The organism is Pantoea sp. X-Soil-TKNS-1280, from assembly GCF_059730475.1.
The window spans coordinates 2405599-2430978 of record NZ_AP035962.1; the positions used below are offsets into that span (position 1 = coordinate 2405599).

25 protein-coding genes and 3 pseudogenes are annotated in these 25380 nt (G+C 52.9%); 11 read left to right on the forward strand and 17 right to left on the reverse strand.

From position 1 onward, the window contains the following. Positions 1-33: 33 nt before the first annotated feature. The 3 genes from yebS to rsmF all read left to right on the forward strand — a co-directional run bounded on the left by yebS (position 34) and on the right by rsmF (position 5385). Positions 34-1278, forward strand: a complete 1245-nt coding sequence (gene yebS / locus AC6I8X_RS11235; protein WP_497839802.1) for a membrane integrity lipid transport subunit YebS — start codon at positions 34-36, stop codon at positions 1276-1278. Then, the gene (locus tag AC6I8X_RS11240) at positions 1247-3886 is read left to right on the forward strand and encodes a PqiB family protein (RefSeq protein WP_497839803.1); all 2640 of its coding nucleotides are present in this window, start codon (positions 1247-1249) and stop codon (positions 3884-3886) included. The genes yebS and AC6I8X_RS11240 overlap by 32 nt, the downstream gene beginning before the upstream one ends. A gap of 80 nt (positions 3887-3966) precedes the next feature. Further along, entirely contained in the window at positions 3967-5385 is a 1419-nt protein-coding gene (gene rsmF, locus AC6I8X_RS11245; RefSeq protein WP_497839804.1) for a 16S rRNA (cytosine(1407)-C(5))-methyltransferase RsmF, read from the forward strand. A 3-nt stretch (positions 5386-5388) separates the two neighbouring features. On the opposite strand, the gene AC6I8X_RS11250 is transcribed toward rsmF, so the two are convergent. Continuing rightward, complete coding sequence (locus AC6I8X_RS11250) at positions 5389-6036, reverse strand: metallophosphoesterase (RefSeq protein ID WP_497839805.1); 648 nt, start codon at positions 6034-6036, stop codon at positions 5389-5391. A gap of 538 nt (positions 6037-6574) precedes the next feature. On the opposite strand from AC6I8X_RS11250, the gene AC6I8X_RS11255 reads away from it, so the two are divergent. Further along, positions 6575-6853: a DUF6388 family protein gene (locus tag AC6I8X_RS11255; protein ID WP_299451546.1), complete on the forward strand. Its 279-nt coding sequence runs from the start codon at positions 6575-6577 to the stop codon at positions 6851-6853. 61 nt (positions 6854-6914) lie between these two features. Here the strand turns inward: AC6I8X_RS11255 and AC6I8X_RS11260 are convergent, their stop codons facing one another. The 3 genes from AC6I8X_RS11260 to AC6I8X_RS11270 all read right to left on the reverse strand — a co-directional run bounded on the left by AC6I8X_RS11260 (position 6915) and on the right by AC6I8X_RS11270 (position 9171). Further along, the gene (locus AC6I8X_RS11260; protein WP_167379245.1) at positions 6915-7082 is read right to left on the reverse strand and encodes a hypothetical protein; all 168 of its coding nucleotides are present in this window, start codon (positions 7080-7082) and stop codon (positions 6915-6917) included. 95 nt (positions 7083-7177) lie between these two features. Continuing rightward, positions 7178-7498: a hypothetical protein gene (locus AC6I8X_RS11265; RefSeq protein ID WP_313686320.1), complete on the reverse strand. Its 321-nt coding sequence runs from the start codon at positions 7496-7498 to the stop codon at positions 7178-7180. Positions 7499-7983: 485 nt separating this feature from the next. Further along, positions 7984-9171 carry a hypothetical protein gene (locus AC6I8X_RS11270; RefSeq protein WP_497839806.1) on the reverse strand — a complete coding sequence of 396 codons (1188 nt, stop codon included), beginning with the start codon at positions 9169-9171 and terminating at the stop codon, positions 7984-7986. Positions 9172-9350: 179 nt separating this feature from the next. Between AC6I8X_RS11270 and AC6I8X_RS11275 the strand changes: the two are divergent. Continuing rightward, a pseudogene (locus AC6I8X_RS11275) lies at positions 9351-9673 on the forward strand (tail fiber assembly protein); the annotation flags it as partial. A 57-nt stretch (positions 9674-9730) separates the two neighbouring features. Here the strand turns inward: AC6I8X_RS11275 and AC6I8X_RS11280 are convergent. Next, entirely contained in the window at positions 9731-10171 is a 441-nt protein-coding gene (locus AC6I8X_RS11280; RefSeq protein WP_313686328.1) for a WapI family immunity protein, read from the reverse strand. Positions 10172-10188: 17 nt separating this feature from the next. Continuing rightward, positions 10189-10917 carry a hypothetical protein gene (locus AC6I8X_RS11285; protein WP_497839807.1) on the reverse strand — a complete coding sequence of 243 codons (729 nt, stop codon included), beginning with the start codon at positions 10915-10917 and terminating at the stop codon, positions 10189-10191. Between the two features lie 96 nt (positions 10918-11013). Here AC6I8X_RS11285 and AC6I8X_RS11290 point away from each other — a divergent pair. Both AC6I8X_RS11290 and AC6I8X_RS11295 read left to right on the forward strand, forming a co-directional pair. Continuing rightward, positions 11014-11316, forward strand: a pseudogene (locus AC6I8X_RS11290) (phage tail protein); the annotation flags it as partial. Positions 11317-11339: 23 nt separating this feature from the next. After that, positions 11340-11579 (forward strand): annotated as a pseudogene (locus AC6I8X_RS11295) (hypothetical protein); the annotation flags it as partial. Between the two features lie 272 nt (positions 11580-11851). Here the strand turns inward: AC6I8X_RS11295 and AC6I8X_RS11300 are convergent. From AC6I8X_RS11300 to copC, 3 genes are read right to left on the reverse strand one after another with little or no spacing between them, the layout of a single operon-like run. Further along, positions 11852-12199, reverse strand: a complete 348-nt coding sequence (locus tag AC6I8X_RS11300) for a YebY family protein (protein WP_313686342.1) — start codon at positions 12197-12199, stop codon at positions 11852-11854. Between the two features lie 33 nt (positions 12200-12232). After that, positions 12233-13114, reverse strand: coding sequence for a copper homeostasis membrane protein CopD (gene copD / locus AC6I8X_RS11305; protein ID WP_313686332.1), 882 nt, complete (start codon positions 13112-13114; stop codon positions 12233-12235). Beyond that, positions 13114-13491, reverse strand: a complete 378-nt coding sequence (gene copC, locus AC6I8X_RS11310) for a copper homeostasis periplasmic binding protein CopC (protein WP_313686334.1) — start codon at positions 13489-13491, stop codon at positions 13114-13116. Before copC ends, copD begins: the two co-directional genes overlap by 1 nt. A 151-nt stretch (positions 13492-13642) precedes the next feature. On the opposite strand from copC, the gene AC6I8X_RS11315 reads away from it, so the two are divergent. Both AC6I8X_RS11315 and exoX read left to right on the forward strand, forming a co-directional pair. Next, positions 13643-13873 carry a DNA polymerase III subunit theta gene (locus AC6I8X_RS11315; RefSeq protein ID WP_084875343.1) on the forward strand — a complete coding sequence of 77 codons (231 nt, stop codon included), beginning with the start codon at positions 13643-13645 and terminating at the stop codon, positions 13871-13873. 3 nt (positions 13874-13876) lie between these two features. Next, positions 13877-14545, forward strand: a complete 669-nt coding sequence (gene exoX, locus AC6I8X_RS11320; protein ID WP_497839808.1) for an exodeoxyribonuclease X — start codon at positions 13877-13879, stop codon at positions 14543-14545. Here the strand turns inward: exoX and AC6I8X_RS11325 are convergent. Both AC6I8X_RS11325 and AC6I8X_RS11330 read right to left on the reverse strand, forming a co-directional pair. Next, on the reverse strand, positions 14539-16602 hold the full coding sequence (locus AC6I8X_RS11325) for a prolyl oligopeptidase family serine peptidase (RefSeq protein ID WP_497841035.1): 2064 nt from the start codon (positions 16600-16602) through the stop codon (positions 14539-14541). The two genes, exoX and AC6I8X_RS11325, sit on opposite strands and share 7 nt — an antisense overlap. A gap of 118 nt (positions 16603-16720) precedes the next feature. After that, on the reverse strand, positions 16721-17374 hold the full coding sequence (locus tag AC6I8X_RS11330; RefSeq protein ID WP_313685586.1) for a tellurite resistance TerB family protein: 654 nt from the start codon (positions 17372-17374) through the stop codon (positions 16721-16723). A 163-nt stretch (positions 17375-17537) separates the two neighbouring features. Between AC6I8X_RS11330 and purT the strand changes: the two genes are divergently transcribed. Further along, positions 17538-18716: a formate-dependent phosphoribosylglycinamide formyltransferase gene (gene purT, locus AC6I8X_RS11335; RefSeq protein ID WP_313685588.1), complete on the forward strand. Its 1179-nt coding sequence runs from the start codon at positions 17538-17540 to the stop codon at positions 18714-18716. 39 nt (positions 18717-18755) lie between these two features. Here the strand turns inward: purT and AC6I8X_RS11340 are convergent, their stop codons facing one another. Beyond that, positions 18756-19535, reverse strand: a complete 780-nt coding sequence (locus AC6I8X_RS11340) for an alpha/beta fold hydrolase (protein WP_497839809.1) — start codon at positions 19533-19535, stop codon at positions 18756-18758. A 119-nt stretch (positions 19536-19654) separates the two neighbouring features. Here AC6I8X_RS11340 and AC6I8X_RS11345 point away from each other — a divergent pair, with 119 nt between their 5' ends. Continuing rightward, complete coding sequence (locus AC6I8X_RS11345; RefSeq protein ID WP_313685592.1) at positions 19655-20554, forward strand: LysR family transcriptional regulator; 900 nt, start codon at positions 19655-19657, stop codon at positions 20552-20554. Positions 20555-20596: 42 nt separating this feature from the next. Here AC6I8X_RS11345 and AC6I8X_RS11350 read toward each other — a convergent pair whose 3' ends face one another. From AC6I8X_RS11350 to AC6I8X_RS11370, 5 genes are all read right to left on the reverse strand, one after another. After that, positions 20597-21235 carry a bifunctional 4-hydroxy-2-oxoglutarate aldolase/2-dehydro-3-deoxy-phosphogluconate aldolase gene (locus AC6I8X_RS11350; RefSeq protein WP_084875359.1) on the reverse strand — a complete coding sequence of 213 codons (639 nt, stop codon included), beginning with the start codon at positions 21233-21235 and terminating at the stop codon, positions 20597-20599. A 140-nt stretch (positions 21236-21375) separates the two neighbouring features. Then, positions 21376-22800, reverse strand: coding sequence for a dihydroxyacetone kinase phosphoryl donor subunit DhaM (gene dhaM, locus AC6I8X_RS11355; RefSeq protein ID WP_313685595.1), 1425 nt, complete (start codon positions 22798-22800; stop codon positions 21376-21378). Positions 22801-22830: 30 nt separating this feature from the next. Next, a complete protein-coding gene (gene dhaL / locus AC6I8X_RS11360; protein WP_299451570.1) occupies positions 22831-23454 on the reverse strand; it encodes a dihydroxyacetone kinase subunit DhaL in 624 nt (207 codons plus the stop codon). 73 nt (positions 23455-23527) lie between these two features. After that, on the reverse strand, positions 23528-24592 hold the full coding sequence (gene dhaK / locus AC6I8X_RS11365; protein WP_313685598.1) for a dihydroxyacetone kinase subunit DhaK: 1065 nt from the start codon (positions 24590-24592) through the stop codon (positions 23528-23530). A 57-nt stretch (positions 24593-24649) separates the two neighbouring features. Then, positions 24650-25378 (reverse strand): MIP/aquaporin family protein, encoded by a 729-nt coding sequence (locus AC6I8X_RS11370; protein ID WP_299451573.1) that lies wholly within the window; start codon positions 25376-25378, stop codon positions 24650-24652. Positions 25379-25380: the final 2 nt, after the last annotated feature.

Here is a 25380-nt window from a genome sequence, read left to right on the forward strand (position 1 = left end):
CTGTAACGAACGATGGGCCACTTGCGTCACCCTATGAAAATTCACGCTATCAGCCAGACGTTGCCCCACGCACGTTATCAGCGTTGTCCGCAATGCGATACCCTTTTTTCCTTACCGGATGTTAAATCGCATCAGGCGGCCTACTGCCCGCGTTGTCACGCTCGTATTCAGAGTGGTTTTGACTGGTCAATGACGCGTCTGACCGCGATGGCGGTCACCATGCTGATGCTGATGCCGTTCGCTTTTACCCTGCCGCTGGTAGATATCCGGCTGCTGGGTATGCGCATTAATGCCAGCCTGCTGGAAGGGGTGATACAGATGACGCAACAAGGCGATGTCATCACCGCATCCATCGTGGCGTTTTGCACCATTGGCGCCCCCATGACGCTGGTGGCGGGCATTAGCTATTTGGGCATCGGTCATGCACTGGGGATGAATCTGCGTCCGGTGTTGCTGATGCTGGAGAAGCTGAAAGAATGGGTGATGCTGGATATCTATCTGGTCGGCGTCGCGGTGGCGTCCATCAAAGTACAGGACTACGCCACGCTGGAAGTGGGTTATGGCATGGTGGCTTATATTGCGCTGACGGTACTTAGCGTGCTGACGCTGATTCATCTTAATGTCGAGCAACTGTGGGAGCATTATTATCCGCAGGCAGTCCCCACCTCACCGCCTGAGCAATGGCAGGTTTGCCTGAACTGCCATCACACCGGTATGGCAGATGATCGCGGGCGCTGTACCCGCTGCCATACGCCGCTGGATTATCGCCGCCGCCACAGCCTGCAAAAATCCTGGGCATCGTTAATTGCTTCCATCGTGCTGCTCATTCCTGCCAATCTGCTGCCGATTTCTGTGGTGTATGTTAACGGGGCACGGCGCGAGGACACCATTTTTTCCGGTATTCTCGGCCTGGCTTCCGGCAATATTCCGGTGGCAGCGGTGGTGTTTATCGCCAGTATTCTGGTGCCCTTTACCAAAGTGCTGGTGATGTTAACGCTGCTGCTCAGTATTCATTTCAAATGTGAACAGGGGCTGAAAACCCGTATCCGCTTGCTGCGCGCCGTGACCTGGGTAGGTCGCTGGTCGATGCTGGATCTGTTCGTCATTTCATTAACCATGTCGCTGGTCAATCGTGACCAGCTGCTGGCATTTACCATGGGACCTGCCGCGCTCTATTTTGGCTCGGCAGTGATCCTGACCATTATGGCTGTAGAGTGGCTTGACAGCCGCCTGATCTGGGATGCACATGCAACAGGAAACGCCGACTACACCGACTAGCGCAAATCTGCGAAACAAACGCAAGATTTCGCCATTCTGGTTACTGCCCATTATCGCCCTGCTGATTGCCGCATGGCTGTTATGGACCAATTATCAGGAACGCGGGACCATCATCACCATCAACTTCCAGACTGCGGACGGTATCGTGCCGGGGCGTACGCCTATTCGCTATCAGGGTGTGGAAGTGGGTACGGTGCAGGGTATCGTGCTGAGCAATGACTATCGTAGCATCCAGATTAAAGCCAGCATTAAAAGCGACATGCGCGATGCACTCCGCGACAACACCCAGTTCTGGCTGGTGACACCCAAAGCCTCGCTGGCCGGGGTCTCCGGGTTAGATGCCCTGGTGGGTGGCAACTACATCAGTATGATGCCGGGCAGCGGTAACCCACAGGAACACTTCACAGCGCTGGATACGCAACCGAAATACCGTGTGAATACCGGTGAGTTATTGATCCACCTGCGTGCACCCGATCTCGGCTCGCTGAATACCGGTTCGCTGGTGTATTACCGCAAAATTCCGGTTGGCCGGGTCTATGACTACAGCATCAACAGTAATACTGATGGCGTGACTATTGATGTACTGATTGAGCGCCGCTTCATTAACCTGGTGAAAAAACAGAGTCGGTTCTGGAATGTGTCTGGCGTGGATGCAGATATCAGTCTGAGTGGGGCCAAAGTCAAACTGGAGAGCCTGGCGGCACTGGTTAATGGTGCCATTGCCTTCGATTCTCCCGACGAAGGCCAGCAGGCTGACTCCGATGAAAACTACCAGCTCTATCCCGACCTCGCACAAAGCCAGCGCGGGGTGCAGGTCAGCCTCGACCTGCCGAGCGGTGATAACCTGAAGGCAGACAGCACGCCGCTGATGTATCAGGGGCTGGAAGTGGGCACCTTAACCAAGCTGAATTTGCTGCCTGGCGGTAAAGTGACCGGGGAATTGACCGTTGATCCCTCCGTCGCCGGATTGATGCGCACGGGCACCCGCATTGAAATGCGCTCGCCAAAAATCAGCCTGACAGATACCAATCTCAGCAGCCTGTTAACCGGCAATACCTTTGAACTGGTACCCGGAGAAGGCCAGCCACAGGATCACTTTAGCGTATTACCGGCCAGTGAATCTTTGCTGCAAAAACCGGATGTCCTGACACTGCAACTTAATGCGCCAGAAACCTACGGTATCGACGCCGGACAACCGGTGATGCTCTACGGCATGAAGATAGGCCAGGTCATCTCACGGGAACTGGACGAAAAAGGCATCAGTTTTGTGGTGGCCATCAATCCGGAATATCGCCATCTGGTACACGGTGACAGCAAATTTATCGTTAACAGCCGCATTGACGTGAAATTCGGCCTTGATGGCATGCAGGTACTGGGTGCCAGTGCACGTGAATGGGTGGATGGCGGTATCCGTCTGGTTCCGGGGGCAAAAGGCAACCCGCAGATGCGTTACCCATTGTATGGCGATGCTGAGCGTGCAGAGGAAGGGATTATTGGCGATCAGCCCCCAGCCACGCTGAAACTGACAGCCAGCAGCCTGCCTGATGTTCAGACCGGTTCTGTGGTGCTGTATCGTAAATTCCAGGTGGGTGAAGTGGTGAATGTTGTGCCGCGCGCCGATGCCTTTGAAATCTCGATTCATATCGAACCGCAATATCGCAAACTGCTCACCAGCGAAAGCGTATTCTGGGCCGAGGGGGGTGCCAAGGTACAGTTGAATGGTAGCGGTCTGACCGTGCAGGCATCACCGCTGAATCGCGCGCTGAAAGGTGCCATCAGTTTCGATAACCTGAGCGGTGCGCAAGCGGCAAAAGGGGTGAAGCGGGTACTTTATGCTTCTGAAACCGCCGCACGCGCCGTAGGCAGCCAGATTGCGCTGCACACCTATGATGCCAGCAAACTGTCAGCCGGCATGCCGATTCGTTATCTTGGTATTAACGTCGGCCAGGTCGAGTCGCTCTCACTGAGTGCCGACAACAACCAGGTGGTGGCAAAAGCCGTACTGTATCCGGAATACGTACAGGACTTTGCCCGTATCGGCAGCCGTTTCTCGGTGGTCTCTCCACAGATTTCTGCCGCTGGCGTCAACCATCTTGAGACCCTACTGCAACCCTATGTCAACGTCGATCCTGGCAAAGGTGCCCAGGCGCGCACTTTTGAGCTTCAGGACAGCACCATTACCGATTCACGTTATCTTAATGGTCTGACAATCTTTGTTGACGCGACAGAAGCCGGTTCACTCTCGGTGGGTACACCGGTGCTGTTCCGTGGGGTGGAAGTCGGTACCGTTACCGGCACCTCGCTGGGCAATATGGCGGACCGCGTTCAGGTGGCGTTGCGCATCAGTAAGAAATATCAGCATCTGGTGCGCAACAATTCGGTGTTCTGGCTGGCATCCGGCTATAACCTGAATTTCGGCCTGATTGGCGGCGTGGTCAAAACCGGCACCTTCCAGCAATTTATTCAGGGTGGGATTCAGTTTGCCACCCCGCCAACCGTGCCACTGGCACCGCAGGCGGGTGCGAACAAACACTTCCTGTTGCAGGATGAAGCGCCGAAAGACTGGCGCAACTGGGGAACCGCGATTCCTGACCCCGCACAACCCTAAGCAAATCGGGCAGCCTGGCTGCCCGATTCTTTTTCGCGTGTTACACTTCGCGCTCTGTTTGCTATCCCCGGAAGAAACCCGTGTCCGAACGTTTTCCTGAAGATTTCCTCACGCTGATGCGTGCCAGCCTGCCCAACGATGAAGAACTGCAACGTTTTCTCGCCATCAGTCAGCAACCGTTACGCCGCAGCTTGCGTGTGAATACCTTAAAAATTAGCGTGTCTGATTTTCTGGCATGTACCGCACATTACGGCTGGCGACTGACGCCCATTCCGTGGTGCGCTGAAGGATTCTGGATTGATCGCGACGACGAATCGCTGCCGCTGGGCAGCGTGGCGGAACATCTCAGCGGGTTGTTTTATATTCAGGAAGCCAGCTCGATGCTGCCGGTAACGGCATTGTTTGATGCCGCGCCCGATGCGCGTCAGGTAATGGATGTTGCCGCAGCACCGGGCTCCAAAACCACGCAAATGGCGGCGTTGATGCACAATAATGGCGCGATTCTGGCCAATGAATACTCCGCCAGCCGGGTAAAGGTGTTACATGCCAATATCAGCCGCTGTGGGGTCAGCAATGTCGCCCTGACCCATTTCGATGGTCGTGTGTTTGGTGCGGCATTGCCCGAGCAGTTTGATGCCATCCTGCTGGATGCCCCCTGCTCCGGAGAAGGCGTCGTGCGTAAAGATGCCGATGCGCTGCGCAACTGGACCCTGGCCAGCACTGAGGACATCGCCGCCACCCAGCGCGACCTGATTGACAGCGCTTTTCACGCCCTGCAACCTGGTGGCACGCTGATTTATTCCACCTGTACGCTCAACCAGATTGAGAATCAGCAAGTCATCAGCTGGCTGCAGCAACGTTATCCTGATGCTGTCGAAATTATACCGCTGGATGGCCTGTTCGCGGGTGCCGAAAAGGCCCTGACGTCAGAAGGCTTCCTGCATGTGTTCCCGCAAATCTTCGACAGCGAAGGCTTCTTTGTCGCACGTCTGCGGAAAACCGCCAGCGTACCGGCATTACCCGTTCCAACTTATAAAGTTGGCAAACTCCCCTTTTCACCTGCCAGCCGGAAATTGACGGCTGAAGTGATGCAGGCGGCGGCAAAAGTTGGCCTGCACTGGGACGATAATTTGCTGTTATGGCAGCGTGATAAAGAATTGTGGCTGTTCCCCGCCGCACTGGAAAGCTGGCTGGGTAAAGTGCGCTTCTCGCGCATCGGTATAAAACTCGCGGAAACCTTTCCGAAAGGGTATCGCTGGCAACACGAAGCCGTGGTCGCTCTGGCACAGCCGGATAGTTCGCTGGCCTTTGCGCTGACGGAGGCCGAAGCGGAAAGCTGGTATCGTGGTCAGGATATCCATCCGGAGCATCTGCCCGAACGGGATGAGGTGATTGTGACCTGGCAGCAGCAGACACTCGGTCTGGCAAAAAAGGTCGGCAATCGTATCAAGAATAGCTACCCGCGCGAGCTGGTGCGCGATGGCCGTTTGTTCCGGTAAAGCTTACTGCAGCTGCACCAACGTGAGCCGGTTGCCGAATACGGCACCGGTATCGATATAATGTTGATTGGCAGCGTTGAGCGGTTGCTCCAGCGGGGTATGGCCAAAATAAAAATCGCTGGCCCCCTCAATTGCTGCCGAGTTACCGCGCTGATGTCGCCCCAGCCGGTCGCGGCTCCACACCACCTGATGCCAGTCAACCTCTTGCCCCAGAGAGTAGTGACTGGCAGGATAATCCGCATGGGCGATCACCACCACGCGGTCGGCGAGTTGCAGATGCAAAATCAGCGGCAATGCAGCACAACGCCTTAGCGCATGACGCGCTGCAATCACCTCACTGCCGCGCAATTGCCAGAACCATTCACCCCCATTCATCAGCCATAGCATCGGGTCCTCGCCCTGCAACGCCGCGATAGCCATCTGTTCATGATTGCCGCGTACACATCGAAACCAGGGTTCATCCAGCAATGCCAGACAACCGGGACTGTCGGGTCCCCGATCGATCAAATCACCAACGGAAATTAATAAATCCTGCTGCGTATCAAACTGATGCAGAATCAATTGTGAATCAAGCTGAGTGCGACAACCGTGTAAATCGCCAACTACCCAGATGTGACGCCATGCTTCCGCATTGACCGTTTGATAAAACATATTGGTCTCCTGAAAGCTGGTTTACTGGAAGTTTAGTGAATCCGGCTTAAAGTATAGCCTGGCGACATGCAGGCATCGGAGGGAAGCGTGAACAGCCGTAAACAATTTATTGGCGTACTGGTAGTCATTTTTGTCGGCAGCCTATTGCTGCTGGAAACGCTTGCGCGGCTGGTACATTTGCTGGTGGTGGGATAAGGGTGATGTCGCTGGCAGATTCAGCAGCGGCCGCATCCTGCAGCCCCGATGAACGTCCCTTCCGGCGCTTATCTCCGGCACTCATTGAAGGTGTTAGCTCTGCGAGGGACGGCAGCTACTGTAATTCTTCGGAGTATTCCGATCAAGTTAAATGATATTAACTATCATTCTCACTAAAAAATTTAGACCCGACAACTAATCTCTCTATAAATCAAATTGTTAGAATTTGACGATGGACATTGCCAATTGGCAACGGTGAGATGAAATGGTAAGCATCCACAGCCACATCGCCTCCCCGTTTTTTGCCAGGCTTATACAAACGCAGTTTGAGAGGGAGCCGTTTATGAAAGATTATTATAAGATTGATTTGGAAACCTTTATGCAAAATAACAAACTGTTAATTGCTGAGATTAAAAGCAAAGCACCAGTTTATGCTGATGATATGGGGATGGATGAAGTGCAATATATTAACCGCGAAATAAAACGTGCTCATCTGGAATATATTGAGAGTCTGGGTATAAAAGATCCTTACGAGTATTACATTACTCAACACGAAGAAGATCGCTATCTTGCCGACCAACTTATCGCACAACACCGTAAAGCACTGCGCCCCGCTTCTTAACCCCCTGGCATGGTTGCCATACAAACAGCGCGGCAACCTGCTGCAGAGGATTAGTCATTAGCTAGCGCGTGATAAAGAAAATCGCGGCCATAAAGCCCAGAAATAATACCGCAAAGGTAATGAAACCCAGTCGTGGCGATTTAGCCCGGCCAACCAGCGCGGAAATAAACACCGATAATAAGGTTAATGTGCCAATCATCACCCAGAGAAGGTATTGCGTATTTGCCATGTAGGACCCTTATAAGCAGGCAACATCAATAAAGCGCCATTTTATACCATTTTTTGCCCGGCTGGCTCTCAGGATATTTGCGGTTGGACAGCTATCTATGATGCATTGTGGCAACGTACCGCTTCCAGCGCCTCCAGTTGCTGCAATCGTTCGGTGGCCTTTTGGTTGGCTTTGGCTTTAGCAATCCCGTTGCCGATACCAAAATCCCCCACAAAGCCAATCACCGTTAACGCATCAAACTGCCCGGTCTTCGCGATCTGCTGCTGAACGTCATGGCTTTTGGCTATTTCCTGCTGCAATGTCGCGCAATCATCATTTTTAGCTTCTGCATCACTCACCTTTGCAGATTGTGGGTACTGTTTCAGAGCGCATCCGCTAAGCAGCAGGATGATGAAAAGGCAAGCAGGCTTGTACATTGCGGTTCTTCTCATCTTGATCGACGCCATCTATATGGCTGGTTTGGCGTTAAGCTAACATAGCGAAAAGATCCTAATCGAGTGATTAGCATCATCAGACAGGTTTTGTTTATCTCCGGCAGTGTTCCGGGGGCGTCGAACAGGTATCACACAAATCGTGGGTAAAAAAGGAAAAAGGCCGCATTTCTGCGGCCTTTGCCAATAATTAGTACCCCACCCGGCGCTTATCTCCGGCACTCTCTATGGCTTAGCTCTTGAAGGGGTGAGTAAATTATCTCAGATTTATCCTAAAAATATAGCCCCACAACCACAGTTTTACTCATGTTCGTGAAGTTAGTCACAACCATTTGGTATGAGGCGTTCCGTCGTTGCTGAAGTGACGATGAGCGGACATGGTTCAAGTGCATCATTATTGACTGCGCGGCTACCACCAGGCTTAGGTCAAAAGGACAATTATCCAGTTGAAGAACGGGTTATCAAAAGACTCAATTCTTAATCCGAGCACGCATTTTATCTATTTCACCTAAATAATATTCCCCGATCTTAAAGAAATTAACATCATGTGTCATCGCTTCTGAAATGGCTGAAGCGACGCGTTGTCTAAAGGAGTCTAAAAAGAGCAAATAACCATCCATAGAAGTCACATGATGAATGTTTGACGCTCCAAGTGCATCAAGAATGTAATTATTGAAATTTTTGAAAAAAGAATACAGTGGGACATTTTTATCTATCGTAAAAATTTCATGAAGCTCTGTAAGATTACGAATATATAACTCGCATTTAAAACTATAGGAATACGTTGAAAACTGAACTTTAGAGAAATCGAAATGACTGGCATAGTTAACCAGAGCAATAATGGTTTTACCGAGACTAAGATTAGTCGTTAAGTTCACCCTCGTATCAACTTCACAAAAAGTACAAAGTGCATTTACCACATCGGAAAGAAACACAAAGTCATTATGCAAGTCAACCACATTCAGTACAATAAACTTACCTGCAAATATGATGTCTCCATCCTTTGCAGCTCTCTCAACCGTTAACATTAGCAGAGAATGGAGAGTAGATATGTCATCAACCAGCACATGAGGTGAGTCGAGGTATTCTCCTGATTTCATCTTAGAATTGATACTTTCCCCGCAGTTGAGTATATCTTTTAATGATCCGGCTTTCACAGATGTCAAATCTACCTTTGTGTCGCACTGAGAGAATGAGTTATTTGTGAAGATTTTTTTGTAAAAAATCATCCTGGATTTAAATGCAAAGTTATTAAATGCATCAACTTCCGCCTTATCCAGCAGGTTATTAAACATTAACTGATGCATCCTAAACTTTTCAAAATTCATTCTTTCCAGCTGAAAACGCATAAAATTCTCATTCTTTTTAGCCGTTTCCTGATCCGTCATAGATCGTTTTTTTGCCTCATCGGAGAGCTGTCTATTTTGAAAAATTGCAAATAACAGTGCGGCTAAAGCAGCGACTGCACCACTTAAAGTAAATAACCCAGAAAGCAAAGAACCAAAATCTGACCATTTCCCAGAGTCACGAAAAACGCCTTCTAAAGAGAACGTAACAGGTATTCCCGTAACATACTCTCGATATAGGTATAGAACCACCAAAGGGAAAATTAACGTAATAAGTAAAACGAAACCCAAAATTAAATATTCTTTACGCATTTTATTCCTATTAATGAATTGCTTGCCGATCCACTGGTGGACAACTCCAGAGTGTATCCATACCGTGTTTGTAATAATGTACTCAATATGCACACATAAGAAAACATTAACGAAATCCTGTGCAAGCTAATCTACATTGGCACCCTTTTCGCGACAAATCTGGCTGATGATTCTCCCAGGTGATAACGGAAACCGGCGATTATCCGGCGGATACCACGACGTTAAAACCTGCCACCGGCTTTGATAAATGGGACGGGAAAAGTGGGTAACAGATGCGGATGCGCAGAAACAGGCCGATGTGGCAGAAGCCGATAATCAGAAGATTACGCTCATCAGCAGCGCCAATACCACGACCCAAGCATGGCAGACGCAGCTGATGCTCGGCATCATTACCGATGCTGATAAAGAAAAGCTGACCGAATGGATGAAATATATTCAGGATGTGCAGGCAGTGGTTACTGTCGCCGCCCCGGATATTGTCTGGCCGGATAAGCCCGCATAAAAAAAATGCCCCCGTTATAGCGGGGGCGCTTATGCGCATAGCCGGGAAATCAGAATGTTATTCCGGCCAGGTTATCATTTCATCCAGGCGTCTGAGGATGTCCGGGAAGTGGCTTTCATTAATGCCAAATTCGCCCTTTATCTGAACGCTATCCGCATGTTCTTCAGGGCGCAGAACATATTCAACAATCACTGCATCATCACCTGTGACTTTCCGCAGAACCATATTCAGCTGATTAAGCTGGCTGCGAAAACTGAATGATTCAATTTCCTGCTGAGCCATCACAGCCTTGTAATGCACGGAAAACTGATTGCGCAGTTCCCTGAGTTCGCCGACTGTAAACTCAGTCTGAAACTGTACTTTCACCCCGCTGACGGAAAACTCCACGAAAGACTTAATCCAGTCCCAGAGGTGATTAACCGGATCGGCTTCGTCATCCACGACACGCTCGAAAGGTGAGACCGCGAAGACGAATTCTTCATTTCTGATATCAAACATGCGTACTTTCCTGCCGGTTAATCAAAATATTTAAAATGGGTAATCGTCCAGTCTGATTCCCGCACCACAACCTCAAGAGTGTACTTCTTATACTCGGTGACATTTCTCTTACGATTCAGTTTATACATCTCAGTTTCGTAGCGAAACATCCCTTCCCCGTTACGAGGATCAGCCATACGTCTACCATAACGGATAGCTTTTTCCTGAATATGTAATGGAACATAGCGCCCCGGTTCGTACATATGCCGGGCGGCTGTTTCAGTCATTTTAATGTTACGGGCAGATAACCCGGTTTTAAGCCGGGCACGGAGAAACATGATTGTCGCCTGGCTGAGTTTCGCGCTGACAGCCGAACGCGTACCCGCTTCAAACAGCACACGCCCCGCACGGAAAATACGGAAGACGCCAAAAGCAATGAGCGCAATATCGGTTGGATCTATCAGGGGTGTTTCAAGAGGGGCTTCTTCCAGCCTTAGAAAATGTCCCTGCGTGTCGTAAATCTGCCACAGTCCCGGAGCCTGGGCGACTGAATAGCCTACGCACATGCCGCTGGTTTCATCCAGCACGGATTGTGCATTGTGTGGCAACGTCCGGGGGCGGACTTCAAAAAAGACATCAGCCGGTAAAGGCGACTGGAAGGTGTAATACCTGCCGGGTTCTTTCGTTGCGGTTCCTGCAATCATCATCGTTCCCTCATTTTCAACTGGTTGTTTGTAGTACCACTGGATATCAGAGCGATAGCTCAAGAGTAACTGCCCGCTGAGCAATCAGCAAACTTCTATCACATGCCCCGCCCCGCCCGGGCTGCCACCCTGAGCACACCTTTAACCAGGAGTGCACAGATGGCAGATTATCATCACGGTGTCCGCGTCACTGAAGTAAACGACGGCACGCGCACCATCTCCACCGTATCCACCGTATCTACCGCAATCGTCGGCATGGTCTGCACCGCTGGTGATGCGGATGCGGCTACTTTCCCGCTGAATAAGCCGGTGCTCATCACCAACGTGCAGGGCGCAGTCGGCAAGGCGGGCGTCAAAGGCACGCTGGCCGCAGCGTTGCAGGCGATTGCCGACCAGTCGAAACCCGTCACCGTTGTGATGCGCGTGGCCGAAGGCGACGACGAAGCCGAAACCACGTCCAACAGACGGTCTATTCCAGCAAAGCCACGGCCATGCGCGCCGCCAAAGCGAAGTGGGAGAAGCTGCAACGCGACGTCGCGGAGTTCTCGATCACCCTGGCAATGGGTCGGGCTGATCTTTACCCGAAAACCCCGGTTGCGGTGAGCGGATTTAAATCAGTGATTGATGCACAGCCGTGGCTCATCAGCAAAGTCACGCATAGCCTGAGCGGCAGAGGTTCCAGCAGGGTGATACAGAGGATAAGAGGATGTGTGTTAACTCATTGATTTTACGATAAGTCATTGATGCTAAACAGCAGACAAAAAAAGACCGAATACGATTCCTGTATCCGGTCCAGGGAAATGGCTCTTGAAGAGCCGTGCGCTAAAAGTTGGCATTAATGCAGGCGAGGTCGCCTTGCCTTTTAAAGGTAGACCACAGGTGATTATTTTCCAGCCAACCATCACATCAGGGAAGGAAAGCTGCCGACTCTGTGATCGCAACGGCAGAATAGCGCAGGAAGGTGGCGTAGCGGGTTGCCACGCCTTTCAGACAGGGATTACTGACTGCACAGCGCCTGAGCGCGGGCGATAATTGGTTCGAGACTCATCTTCTGTCCGGGGTGGGCTTTATCTTCCGCCTGAATTGAACTGATGGATTCCGTGGTGCCACGGCCCGATTTCAGGTTTGCTTCGGCTTTGTCATTCAACGGGTACTGCAACAGCGTGCTGGGGTTGATGGCGAACAACGCACCATCCTTCTCACAGCTCAGCATCACTTCTTCACGCGTGAACGGCCATTTGTCTTTGCCAATCTCAAAACGGCTGATGGTAATAATCTGTGCCGCCATCGCCTGGCTGCACAGGGTCAGCAGCATACAAGCTGGAATCAGTTTCTTCAGCAAAATGTCGTCCTCATACATTCAATCGGTATAGATGATTCAGGCTGGAGCCAGCGTGGCAAACACGCTAACCAGCCCGATAACAACAACCGCCAACAGCAGTTCAAACTGCGTCAGGCGAATAAAAATCGTGGCTGCGCCACTGCCCGCCAGGCGAAAACGCGGCACCAGCCAGTAACGGTTGATCACCGCAACGGTCACCATCAACATGACTAACAACACCTTCGCAATCAGCAACTCACTCCACGGCGTTTGGTGCCATTGCAGCGGTGATCCGGCAATCAACAGGCTATTGAAAATGCCCGTTAACAACGCCAGCGCTACGGCTAAATGCCCATAGCGGGAAAAACGCATCATGCTGCGGATGGCATCGGTGCGGTGCGCTATCTTGCGGGCTTCACGCATCAGCAGCAGCAGTGGCAGCAGGCCCCCACTCCAGAATGCTGCCGATATCAGATGTAACGCATGGTTGGTTTGTTGCAACGTACCCTGCCAGCCATCGTGCATCGCAGCATGCCCTACTCCGGCTAACGTGATCAGCTGCAACAATCCGGTCAGCAACAACAATTGCTGTCGCACGTTGCCGCGCAGCAGGAATGCCAGCACGCTGAGTAAGGCAAACAGGATCTCCCAGCGCCACACCTGGCCAAAACGCGTCGCTAAAACCGCCAGCCAGGTATCGCTATCTACAACATTATGCCAGTCACCACTCATCAGGCCCGTTTGCGTCGCGAGCATCAGCACGGCGCTGAATAAACTGACTACCGCACTTAACTTCAGGATGGCTGACAGGCGTTGCGCCAGTATCGGACGGAAACGCTTCGGTGCCAGCAGTGCGGTGTAGAACGCGCTGCCGGTGAGCAACAACGCGGACAGAAAGTGGAATACCCGCAGGCTGATCCACAGCGTACCCAAGCTCATTACTTCACGCTAAATGTGTAACTGCCTTTGGTTTTATGACCATCTACCGAGAGCACGTGCCAGCTTACCTGATAGCTGCCAGCAGGCAGCGGCTGACTGAGCGGAACAATCAGCTGATCATGTTGCTTATCATTGAGCGTGGCCTTGTCTGCTGGCACGACCTGATTCTGCGCATTACGGATCTCCACGCCACTAAAAGCGGGTTCAACATCTTCCGTAAAGGTCAGCGTTAGCGCTTGCGGTGAAGTTTCAACGGTTGATTTGTCAGCTGGAACCGGCGTTTTAAGGTGAGCATGGGCCAGGGCAAACTGACTAAATGCCAGCGTGGATGATGCCAGCAACAGCGCCGCAATGCGGGTTAAGGTCGTCTTCTTCATCAGTCATCCTCTTTATTGCGGCAATCCACCGCAGGCGTGGCAGCAGGATACGCTGCTGATCTTCGGGTGTCGAGACCTGCAATGCGATCCCTTTTCCCTTGATCCTTAACGATGAAAACATTACTTTTGCCCCTGTTAACAGGAGAAAAGCATGAGTCAAAACCTTGCCCTGCTGTCGCAGGAAGAGAAAGACAAAGTGAATGTCGATCTGGCTGCCGCCGGAGTGGCTTTCAAAGAGCGCTACAATATGCCGGTCGTCGCCGATTTGGTGGAGCGGGAGCAACCACAAGCGCTACGTGAGTGGTTTCGCCAGCGTTTGATGCATTATCGCCAGGCGTCACTCAGCCTTTCCCGCCTGCCTTACGAACCGAAGCAGAAATAACCTATGTTACGCGTTATCGATACCGAAACCTGCGGTTTGCAGGGTGGCGTGGTCGAGGTGGCGTCGGTAGACGTTATTGACGGACAAATCCTCAATCCGATGAGTGATCTGGTTTGCCCGGATCGTCCTATCAGCCGTGAAGCAATGGCGGTGCACCGCATCACCGAAGCCATGGTGGCGGATAAACCGCCCATTGAACAGGCGATTGGCCGCTATCATGGCAGCGCCCATTATGTCGCGCATAATGCCAGCTTTGATCGTCGGATGCTGCCGGAAATGCCTGGTGAATGGATTTGCACCATGACGCTGGCGCGCCAGCTGTGGCCCGGCCAGAAATATGGCAACCAGGCGCTGCGCCATAGCCTGAAGCTGGATGTGACACCACCCGCTGATTTGCATGCGCACCGCGCGTTGTATGACTGCTATATCACCGCCGCCTTGCTGATTCGCATTATGGAAAAATCCGGCTGGGACGCGGCACAAATGGTGAGTCGCTGCCAACCCGCACCGGTCGCCGATGATGTTTTCCCCTTTGGTAAATATCGCGGACAGAGCATCGGTAGCATTGCACGCAAAGATCCTGGCTATCTGCGCTGGGTGCTGGAGAACGTGCGCGATTTGCGCCCACCGTTGCGGCAGGCGCTGCGTAAATACGTGAAGACGGGTCAGTAGTCGCTGCGATCGGGTAACACGCCCTGTGCCAGGCCAATCAGGAAACTAAATTCCAGCGCCACCCCTTCATAGGATTTAAAACGCCCCGACTTTCCGCCGTGGCCGGAATCCATATCCGTGCACAGCAGCAGCAACGTATCATTGGTTTTTAGCTCACGCAGTTTCGCCACCCATTTCGCCGGTTCCCAGTATTGCACCTGTGAATCATGCAGGCCGGTGGTCACCAGCAGATGTGGGTAAGCTTGCGCGGCCACATTGTCATAGGGGCTGTACTGGCTAATGGTGTGATAATACTCCGCCTGTTCGGGGTTGCCCCACTCATCGTATTCCCCGGTGGTCAGGGGAATTAAGGGATCGAGCATGGTCGTCACCACATCAACAAACGGCACCTGCGCCACTACGCCGTGGTAGAGCTGCGGTGCCATATTAATCACCGCCCCCATCAGTAAGCCTCCGGCACTGCCCCCCATGGCATACAACTGTTGCGGGTGACCCAATCCTTTTGCCACCAGGGCTTCCGTCACATCAATAAAATCAGTGAAGCTATTGATCTTGTTGTGCAGCCTGCCATCGTCATACCACTGCTGCCCCAGTTCACCACCGCCGCGCACATGGATAATCGCATAGACAAATCCACGCTCCAGCAGGCTGATACGGCTGGTGCCAAAGCTGGCGTCCATACTGCTGCCATAAGCGCCATAGCCGTATACCAGCAACGGATTGTTGCCAGGCTGGAAATGCTGGCGATGATAGACCAGCGAAACCGGAACTTCGGTGCCATCACGAACGGTGATCCAATGATGTTCACTTTTGTAGTCGTCAGGATTAAAGCCCGGTACCGGCGTTTGCTTCAACACCCGACGTTCGCCGCTTTCCATATTCAGTTCGAACAGGGTAGTTGGCGTGGTCATTGACGAGTAGCCATAGCGCAACGTATCGCTGTCCGGTGAGGGATTGTAGGCCAGCCAGGTGACATACGTTGGGTCATCAAACGCGATGCCGGTGCTTTCTCCGCTTTCCCAGTGGATCTGCCGCAGGCTGGTAACGCCGCGGGAACGCTCCTCAACCACCAGCCAATGCGTAAACAGCTGAAAATCCTCCAGCACCACCTGCTCGCGCGCCGGGATCAGTGTTTGCCAGCGATGCTCCGCCAGCCAGGCGCTGCGGTATAAACCAAAGTTTTTACCCTCGCGATTGGAGCGGATGTAGAACTGATGATTGTAGTGATCAATGGTGTACTCATGATCGCGGCGGCGCGGACAAAACACCTGGGGCTGTGCATCGGGATACTCCGCATCAATCAGCTGGATTTCACTGGTGGTGGTGCTGAATAACGCAATCAGAATAAAGTGTTCGGAGGTGGTTTTGTGCACACTAAGGTGGAAGGTATCGTCCTTTTCCTCATAAACCAGTTGGTCATCAGATTGCGGATGACCCAGTTCATGACGCCAGACCTGATAAGCCAGCAAGGTTTGCGGGTGTTTGCGCACATAATAGATAGTACGTGAATCATTGGCCCACGCCAGGCTGGACGATGCATCGCTTAACACCTCGGGGTACCAGCTGCCGCTTTGCAGATTACGAAAACGGACTCCGTACTGGCGGCGTGAGAGGAAATCTTCCGCCAGCGCCATCACCTGATTATCAGGGCTTATTGCCAGCGCGCCCATGGTGTAGAAGTCACTGTGCGATGCTCGCTGGTTGCCATCCAGCAGCAGTTGCCACTCCGCATCGGTACCAGCCTCTTTGGGTTGGCGATAATAAGCTGCGTATTCATTGCCGCTTTCATAACGGCTTTGGTAACGATAGCCATTTTTGACATAGGGTACGGAATGATCCTGCTGCGGAATGCGGTCAATGATCTCCTTCAGCACCCGATCCTGTAAATGCGTCTGCGATGCCATCATCGCTTTGCCGTAATCATTTTCGGCATGCAGATAGTCGAGTACTTCGGGGTTTTGCCGATCATCGTCACGCAACCAGAAGTAATTGTCCGTGCGCGTTTCCCCGTGCAGTGTCATTTGATGGGGGATTTTTTTGGCCCTGGGCTGATTTATCATTGTTCATTTCCCTGAAGAGACAACATTCTGCAAGCGTGGCACCGATTGGGCGCAAAGCCAAGCCATTAGCTGGCAGGAAAATGTAAACGAAGGCCACTGATGTGGCCTGAGCAGGTTAACTGGCGGGGAGTGCCGCTTTCTCCGCAATAAGATCTTTTTGCATTTCCTCGCGTACATCCTGGGGAATTTTTAAAGCATCCCCCAACGCAGAGAGGTAGCTGCGCTCCATAAAATGGTCGAGATCAATGGCTGCGCAGCTGAGGAAGTAGAGTTCCAGTGCCTCTTCCTCATTTTTTACATCCGCAGCCAGCCAGTGCGGATCCAGCGGGCGATTCATCGCCTGTTGAATCAGCGCTTCCGCCTGCGCGCCATAGCCAGCCTGCTGAATATTTTGTTCGATGGTCGCACGTTCACGATCGTCAATATGTCCGTCACTTTTGGCCGCAAATACCAGCGCGGTCACCAGACGTGCTGCGCGCTGGTCCAGCGGTGTTTGCAACTGACCATAACCCGCTTCATTCTGATGGCTTTCACTCACCCGCTGTTTGTATTTGTTCCACAGCACGGCACCCGCTGCCGCGCTACCACCAATAATTAACGCTTTTCCGCCGTATTTGGTCAGCAGCTTGCGTGAAGATTGACTCGCGATCAGCAATCCTGCCAGCCCACCTAACGCGCCGGGTGCTAGCATGTCACTGAGACCACTCCCCTGACCCGCGCCTCCCTGCTTTTTCAGTACCGATTGAATTTGCTGCAGCCAGTTATTCATCGTTTAACTCCTGTTTAGGATTCCGGTTTCACATGCTGCCGCAGAAGATGTCAGGAAATGTCAGAGCGGAGAAAAGTAAGGCAAACCTTATCAGGGGGAAAAGGTGAGAACGCAAACGTTTTCGTATATACTGCGCGCGCATTTTGACTGCTAAGGTGAAATTATGACGACTCTCGGAACCGCGCTGCGTCCTGCCGCAACGCGTGTCATGCTGTTAGGTTCAGGCGAGCTGGGCAAAGAAGTGGCACTGGAGTGCCAGCGTCTTGGTGTGGAAGTGATTGCTGTCGATCGCTACGCCGATGCTCCAGCCATGCACGTTGCCCATCGCAGCCATGTAATTAACATGCTGGATGGTGATGCACTGGCCGCGCTGATTGCTCAGGAAAAACCCGATTTTGTGGTGCCGGAAATTGAGGCGATTGCCACGGAAAAATTGCTGGAACTGGAGCTTCAGGGACAAAAAGTGGTACCTACCGCGCGCGCGGCACGTCTGACCATGAACCGCGAAGGCATTCGTCGTCTGGCGGCCGAAGAACTGGCATTGCCGACGTCCACCTACCAGTTTGCCGATAGCAAAGAAAACTTTGTCGCCGCCGCTGACACCATCGGTTTCCCATGCATCGTGAAGCCGGTGATGAGTTCATCCGGCAAGGGTCAGAGCTTTATTCGTGATGCCAGCCAGCTGGACAAAGCATGGGATTACGCTCAGCAGGGTGGTCGTGCCGGTGCCGGTCGCGTGATTGTGGAAGGTGTGGTGAAGTTTGATTTCGAAATCACCCTGCTGACCATCAGCGCTGTGGATGGCATTCATTTCTGCGCCCCGATCGGTCATCGCCAGGAAGACGGCGATTATCGTGAATCCTGGCAGCCGCAGCAGATGAGCGATCTGGCACTGCAACGCGCCCAGGACATCGCCGCGAAAGTGGTGAAAGCACTGGGCGGCTACGGCCTGTTTGGTGTGGAGTTGTTTGTCTGCGGTGATGAGGTCATCTTTAGCGAAGTCTCACCACGCCCGCACGATACCGGTATGGTGACACTGATTTCACAGGACCTGTCAGAGTTCGCGTTGCATGTGCGTGCCTTCCTCGGCCTGCCGATTGGCGGCATTCGCCAGTATGGCCCGGCGGCCTCGGCGGTGATCCTGCCGCAGCTGGAAAGCAACAATGTGCGTTTCGTTAATGTCGAAGCGGCGCTGGGTGCTGGTCTGCAACTGCGCCTGTTTGGCAAGCCGGAAATTGCGGGCCAGCGTCGCCTGGGTGTCGCGCTCGCTACGGGTGAAAATACCGATGATGCCATCGCCCGCGCCATTGCCAGCGCGGCTGCGGTGAAAGTCGAAGGTTAATTGCTGAAGCGGTGAGCCTTGTGCTCACCGCTGTTAACTTTATCGCACGGTTGCCGCAAAATTGCGCACGATGTCGGCGACCTCAGATGCCGCTTCAAGTGGTAACAGGTGCCCTTTACCTGGAAGAATATGCAATGGCGCGCCGGGAAAGTGCACGGCGATTTGTCTTTCCACCACTGTCAGTGGGTCAACCTGATCACGCTCCCCTGTCACTACCACCACCGGCACCCTGATGGCAGAGGCCACCGCGTGCAAATCCTCTTTTGAACTGTTATCGAGCCAGCCACTGACCGCTACAGGGTCCATACGCAATGCATCCTTAATAAGCTGTTGCTTCGCTTCTGTCGCGATCGGCGAGGCAGTCAGAATATTTTCCACTGTCCAGCGAGCCGCTTCTTCACTGGCATAAGCCGTACGCATCATTTCCCTCTGCTCGTCACTGATAGACATGGGCGCAAGTGGTGATGAGGCCACCAGTACCACACCAGACAGTCCCTGCGGGCGGCGGCTGGCAATCAACTGTGCGACTTTTCCCCCCATAGAATGCCCTACCAGGATATAGCGTTGTAATTCCAGAGTCTTAATCACCGCCTGTACATCATCAGCATGATCACCAGTGTTATAGCCACTGGCAGGTGCAGCAGAAGCGCCAGCGCCGCGTGCATCAATGGCGACACAACGAAAATCCTCGCTCAAACCAGCCATGACTCCCTGCCATGTCAAAGACGATCCACCCCAGAAATGCAGAAACACCAGGGCAGTCTCCCCTTGACCATATTCTGTAATATTCAGCTCAACACCGTTCGCAATAATTTTCATTTTCCCTCCTGTTTAGAGAAATGTTCATTTTGTTGCGACAGATCTTGCGTCATTACATTTAAATAGGGAATGATCGTCATGGTTCATAGATTACATACTTAAAATACGCATGGGGAATTATGGATCGCTTCACGGAGCTGGCAGTATTCGTGGCCGCAGTGGAAGAAGGCAGCATCGCGGCGGCGGCAAGAAAACTGGGGTTATCTGCAGTGATGGCTGGCCGTTATCTCACCTCGCTGGAGCAAAGGGTTGCCGCGCGATTGGTTGAACGCACGACGCAGCGGTTAAGTCTGACTGACGCTGGGCAAAAATACATGGCCAGGAGCAAACATATTCTTGAAGCCTGGGCAGAGGCCAATCGTGAAGCGGCAGACATACAAAGTAACCCAACCGGAACCTTACGTATCGCAGCCCCTGTGACCTTCGGTACCTTGTATCTCGGCCCGTTGATTGCACAGTTTATGGCCGATTTTCCTGCGGTAAACATTACATTGCAGTTACAGGATCGCTTCATCAATTTAGTGGAGGATGGTATCGATTTGGCGCTCCGTATCGGTCATCTACCCGACTCAGAGTTAATTGCGCGAAAAATTGCGGATTGCCCATTACTGGCCTGTGCCACCCCAGCCTATCTGGCCGTTGCGGGCTCGCCGGCGACACCGGCTGAACTACACAGTCATACGCTGATAGGTTACCTGGGTAACCAGAATGCTGCGCCCTGGCATTTTTATGATGATGAACAGGGATGGATTCAGGCAGATGATAAGCGACGTTTTCTCGCCAACAATACCGCGATCATGCTGGAAGTCGCGCTGGCACATGCCGGGATCGCTTATGGCCCGGCTTTTGTTTTTAATCGCCATCTTTCAAGCGGTGAGTTAGTCCAGGTTTTACCCGCATGGGCTTGCCCAACGCTTCCAATGCACGCCATTACACCCAATGCAAAGTATGTAAATACCAAAACACGCTTGTTTATTGAACGGCTTAAAACAACGTTTGCCAGCAACAGTGAGAATTAATGAACCGGCAGCGCACTGCCGGTAACGGAGAGCGATTATGGCTTACTTAGCGCCAGCCACCGCCTCTTGCGCCAGGCGCGTAATACGATCCCAGTCGCCTGCTTCCAGCGCATCGTTTGGCACCAGCCAGGAACCTCCGATGCACAGCACGCTTTTCAGCGCCAGATAATCGCGGTAGTTTGCCGGTGAAATGCCACCCGTCGGGCAGAAACGCACCTGCGGGAAAGGTCCGCCGATAGCCTGTAGCGCTTTCACCCCGCCATTCGCTTCTGCCGGGAAGAATTTAAACTCTCGCAGGCCGTAATCCATACCGGTCATCAGTTCAGAGACAGTGCTGATACCTGGGATTAACGGCACCGGCCCTTCTACTGCGGCACGCAGCAACGGCTCGGTAATGCCCGGGCTTATCACGAACTGTGCACCCGCATCGGTCACTTCTTTCAGTTGCTGAGGATTGATAACGGTGCCCGCCCCGACAATCGCCTCTGGGACTTCTTTAATCATGGCGCGTAACGCATCCATCGCGACAGGGGTACGCAGGGTCACTTCCAGCACACGCACACCACCCGCAACCAGCGCTTTTGCCATCGGCACAGCGTGTTCGAGTTTGTTCACCACAATGACCGGTACGACCGGTCCGGTTGTCAGGATCTGTTCTGCACTTGTTTTCCAGTTTTTCATCACGTTTCCTAAGGGGGGTTTCAGTCAGACCATGAGCCTGGTCTGTGGGATGTTCCTGAGCCGTACCATACAAGATTCGTGTGACTCGCGTCTATTGGCTGCGAAGTATTTTTGAAACCACGGTTCATTCTGCTTAATCGCTACAGCGGTAAAATCTCGCCGGAATCACCAGACAGCTTAACCACCGTGCCATCCTGATATGCCTGGGTACGCTGTGCGCTATCGATATACACCGGGATGCCGCGTGCGGCTGCCAGCAGTGCCGGGTGGGAATGGACACCAATGTCGGTAAAATAAATGCCTTCAATCCAGGCACTATCCAGCGCCATGATCTCGGAAGGCAACAAATAATTAGCGATAATCAGCGTGGGGGTGTGCTGCTGTGGCAAGGTCAATAACGGGTGTCCGAGTAGCAACCGCAGTACCCGTATGCCGACGTCATAAACATCCACATATCTTTCGCGTAAATAAGCATCTTCAATGGCCCGATACTCATCCGCCATCTGGCTGATGGTTGCCAGCCAAAGGTGCTCAACAGGCGCACTTTGCTGGTCCATCTTTTCACACGTCGCATCATAAAGTTCGCTATCTTCCAGCATCATCTGATGCGCGGAAAAAATGGCTGCCTCTTTGTCAGATAATTGCTGTCCCGTGGTGGTGACCAATGCCGCCAGTTCCTGTTGCGCGGCCGTTATTGCATCGCTCAGCCGGGCAAGTGCCTGTGGCTTTGCTTCAGCCGTTCGCGTCGGGAGCGGCGGCTTACCCCGTTCAATACGGCAGACAGTGACAGATAACCACGCTGGCGATTTTTTCCTGGCGTCGTCCACCGCAACGGTCTCCTGCACCTCATCACCGAATTGTGTCGCGGCCAGTGCAGCAAAAGCGTCTATTGCCTGCTGCGCCTGCGGCCCGCGCGCATGCAGGGTAATCACATCGCCACATTTGATAGCCAGTCGCGCCACGTTGTTCATACTCTTCGCGTTGAGCATGCGATCACCGTTGGCCAGCTGTACATCGGCATCGAATTGACTCAGGCTCCGGGCAATCGCCGAGGCCGGGCGGGCATGGATACCGGTTGGGTTGGTTATGGTCCAGGAAAAGTGCAAAGGATAGTTGCTGGTGTCGCTCACTGGCGCGGGTGCACCGGCCAGCCAGTCGCTCTGATTCAGCTGGGCATATTTAGCCGCCAGCGCCTGGTGTGCCTCGGTGATGACCTGGTCGATGGGCTGACCCGCCGCCGCTGCCACCGCCGCAGCGACAGTGCCTTCCACCAGCGGGGCCGCGCAGACCTGAACCCGCGCCATGGCCTCCTCGCCCAGCAGTTCCTTCGCCATATCGGTACTGAGAATCGCGCTTCCCATATCGACCATCACCAATACATCATCATCCATGACAGCCTCAATGGCCGCCATGATTGCAACCGGGTCAGTGCCTATCGGATTCTCCGGGTCATCCATCCCTGCCGCCACCGCGAACTTCACTTTTCCCTGCGTCATTTGCGACGCCAGCTCAACAACCCCGTCAGCCAGTTTTTTGCTATGAGAAACCACCACGATATTGACCATATGTCATAACCTTATTGAGGACTGCAACTGTTAACCAACAACCTCACAAAGTGTTTTAAACAGCAGATAGCTGGACGTGGCACCTGGGTCCTGATGACCGATGGATCGCTCGCCAAGATAACTGGCGCGTCCCTTCCCTGCCCTCATCGGAATGGTGCTTTTCATTGCCGCCTCAGCAGCCTGCAAGGTACTACTCAATGCCGTTGCCAATGGCGCTTCCTGTTGGTTTTGCAACGACGTGACAATGGCTGACAGCGTATCCACCATGGTTTTATCACCCGGATGCGCCATACCGCGTGCGCTGATACGATCCGTCCCTTCCCGGTACATGTTGTACAAATCTGTCACCGTCAGTTCTTCTTTCGCCATCACGCACTCGGCGGATTTAATGAAAAAAGTGCCATACAGCGGCCCACTGGCACCGCCAATACTTGATAACAGCACCATGCCGGTATTTTTCAAAATGGTGCCGATATCCTTATCTTCCAGCGTCGGCAGTTTTTCTTTCACCTTTTTGAAGCCACGGTTCATGTTTAACCCGTGGTCGGCATCGCCAATCTCACGATCCAGATTGGTCAGAAACTCCTGTTGTTGTTCAAACACCGCTGCCGACGCATCCAGCCAGTCAATGACCTGTTTCTTGGTTACGACCATTGTTATCCCCCGGAGAGTGATTTCATCCGGTGCCGAAGCGGCCCGTCATCAGCGACCAGGCCGCGACACCGCGTTACATTTTCCAGCGTAGCGCTGGCGTGCTGACCGGAAAATCCCACAACGTCAGCATTTCCTCATCGACTTTCAATAACGTAATCGATACCCCCTGCATGTCGATGGAACTGCAGAAGGTCCCCACCAGATTACGGGCAATATGAATGTTGCGCCCGGTGAGTAGCTCCGCCGTTTTGCGATACACGGCATACAGTTCCGACAACGGCGTGCCCCCCAGCCCATTGACCAGCACAATCACACTGTCCTGTTCATTGAGTGGTTCGGTAGTCTGGCTGTTTTCCATCCACTCGCCTTTATCACCGTTCCATTGTCGTAACACACGGCTGTAGGGAGTATTGTCGAGAATTTCGTTAACCATCTCCGTGACCAGCGTATCGCAATCGCTGTACTTCTCCCGACGAATACCCGGCTCACCATGAATACCAATGCCAAACTCGATTTCATCATCGGCCAAATCAAAACTGGCCCTGCCAGCCGCCGGAACGGTACAGGCCGACAACGCCACGCCAATCGACCGTCCCCGGTTGCCAATACGTGTGGCCAGCTGCACGCATTCATCGAGGCTGTAACCTTCTTCAGCCGCCGCCCCGAGTATTTTCTCCGCCAGCACGGTAGTAGCAACACCACGCCGTCCGGCGGTGTACAGGCTATCCTTGACCGCGACATCATCGTCAATCACCGCCACCTGCACCGGAATGCCTTCGCCGTGCAGCAATTCAGCCGCAGTTTCAAAATTGAGAATGTCCCCGGTGTAATTTTTAATCAGCAGCAAAATACCGTTATCGCCGTTAACCTTTTGCGCACATTCATACATTTGATCGGGGGTGGGTGAGGTAAAAATATGTCCGGGACAGGCACCGTCAAGCATACCGAAACCAACAAATCCGCCATGCATCGGTTCATGTCCCGATCCGCCACCGGAAATCAGCGCCACTTTCGGTTTATCTGTACGACGACAGACATAGAAAGGTTCGGTATTTACCATTAATTCCGGATGCGCCAGAGCAAAGCCTTCCAGTTGTTCCCTGACCACATCATCGACTTTATTGATCAACTTTTTCATCAATCCTTCCTCGTATGCCCTCCCCCGCCTGGACCTCACGGACAGGGGAGCTGACGGTTAATGGGTGGTAAAGACAGGAATCAAGATTGTGTATAATAATGAGCCAGCCGCGCCGCCGATTAACGGACCGACGATCGGCACCCAGGCATAGCCCCAGTCGGAACCACCCTTATTTTTTATCGGCAACAACGCATGGGCCAGACGCGGGCCAAGGTCACGCGCCGGGTTGATCGCATAGCCGGTAGGGCCACCTAACGACAGGCCGATACTCCACACCAGCACACCGACCGCATAGGGTCCGAAGCCGCCAGCAATACCATTGTGCGAGTTAAAAATGGCCAGCACGCCAAACGTTAGCATTGCAGTGCCGATAATTTCGGTGACCAGGTTCCATTTATAGTCACGAATGGCAGGACCAGTACAAAAGGTGGCGAGGATTAACCCCTTATCGTCGGAAACATCATAGTGGCGCTTGTAAGTGAGCCAGACCAGAATCGCGCCGAGAAACGCCCCGACAAGCTGGCCGATAATGTAAACCGGCACCACGCTTGCAGGAATGCCGCCCTGGAGCCAGACAGCCAGGGTCACCGCCGGATTGAGATGCGCGCCGCTGACCCAGCCGACGGCATAAACAGCGACAGTCACCGCAAAGCCCCAGCCTGCGGTAATGACAATCCAGCCGCTACTTCCTCCTTTGGTTTGTTTTAATACCACGTTGGCCACCACACCGTCGCCAAGCAGAATCAACAGCATGGTGCCGACCATTTCTGATAAAAAGATGTTCATCT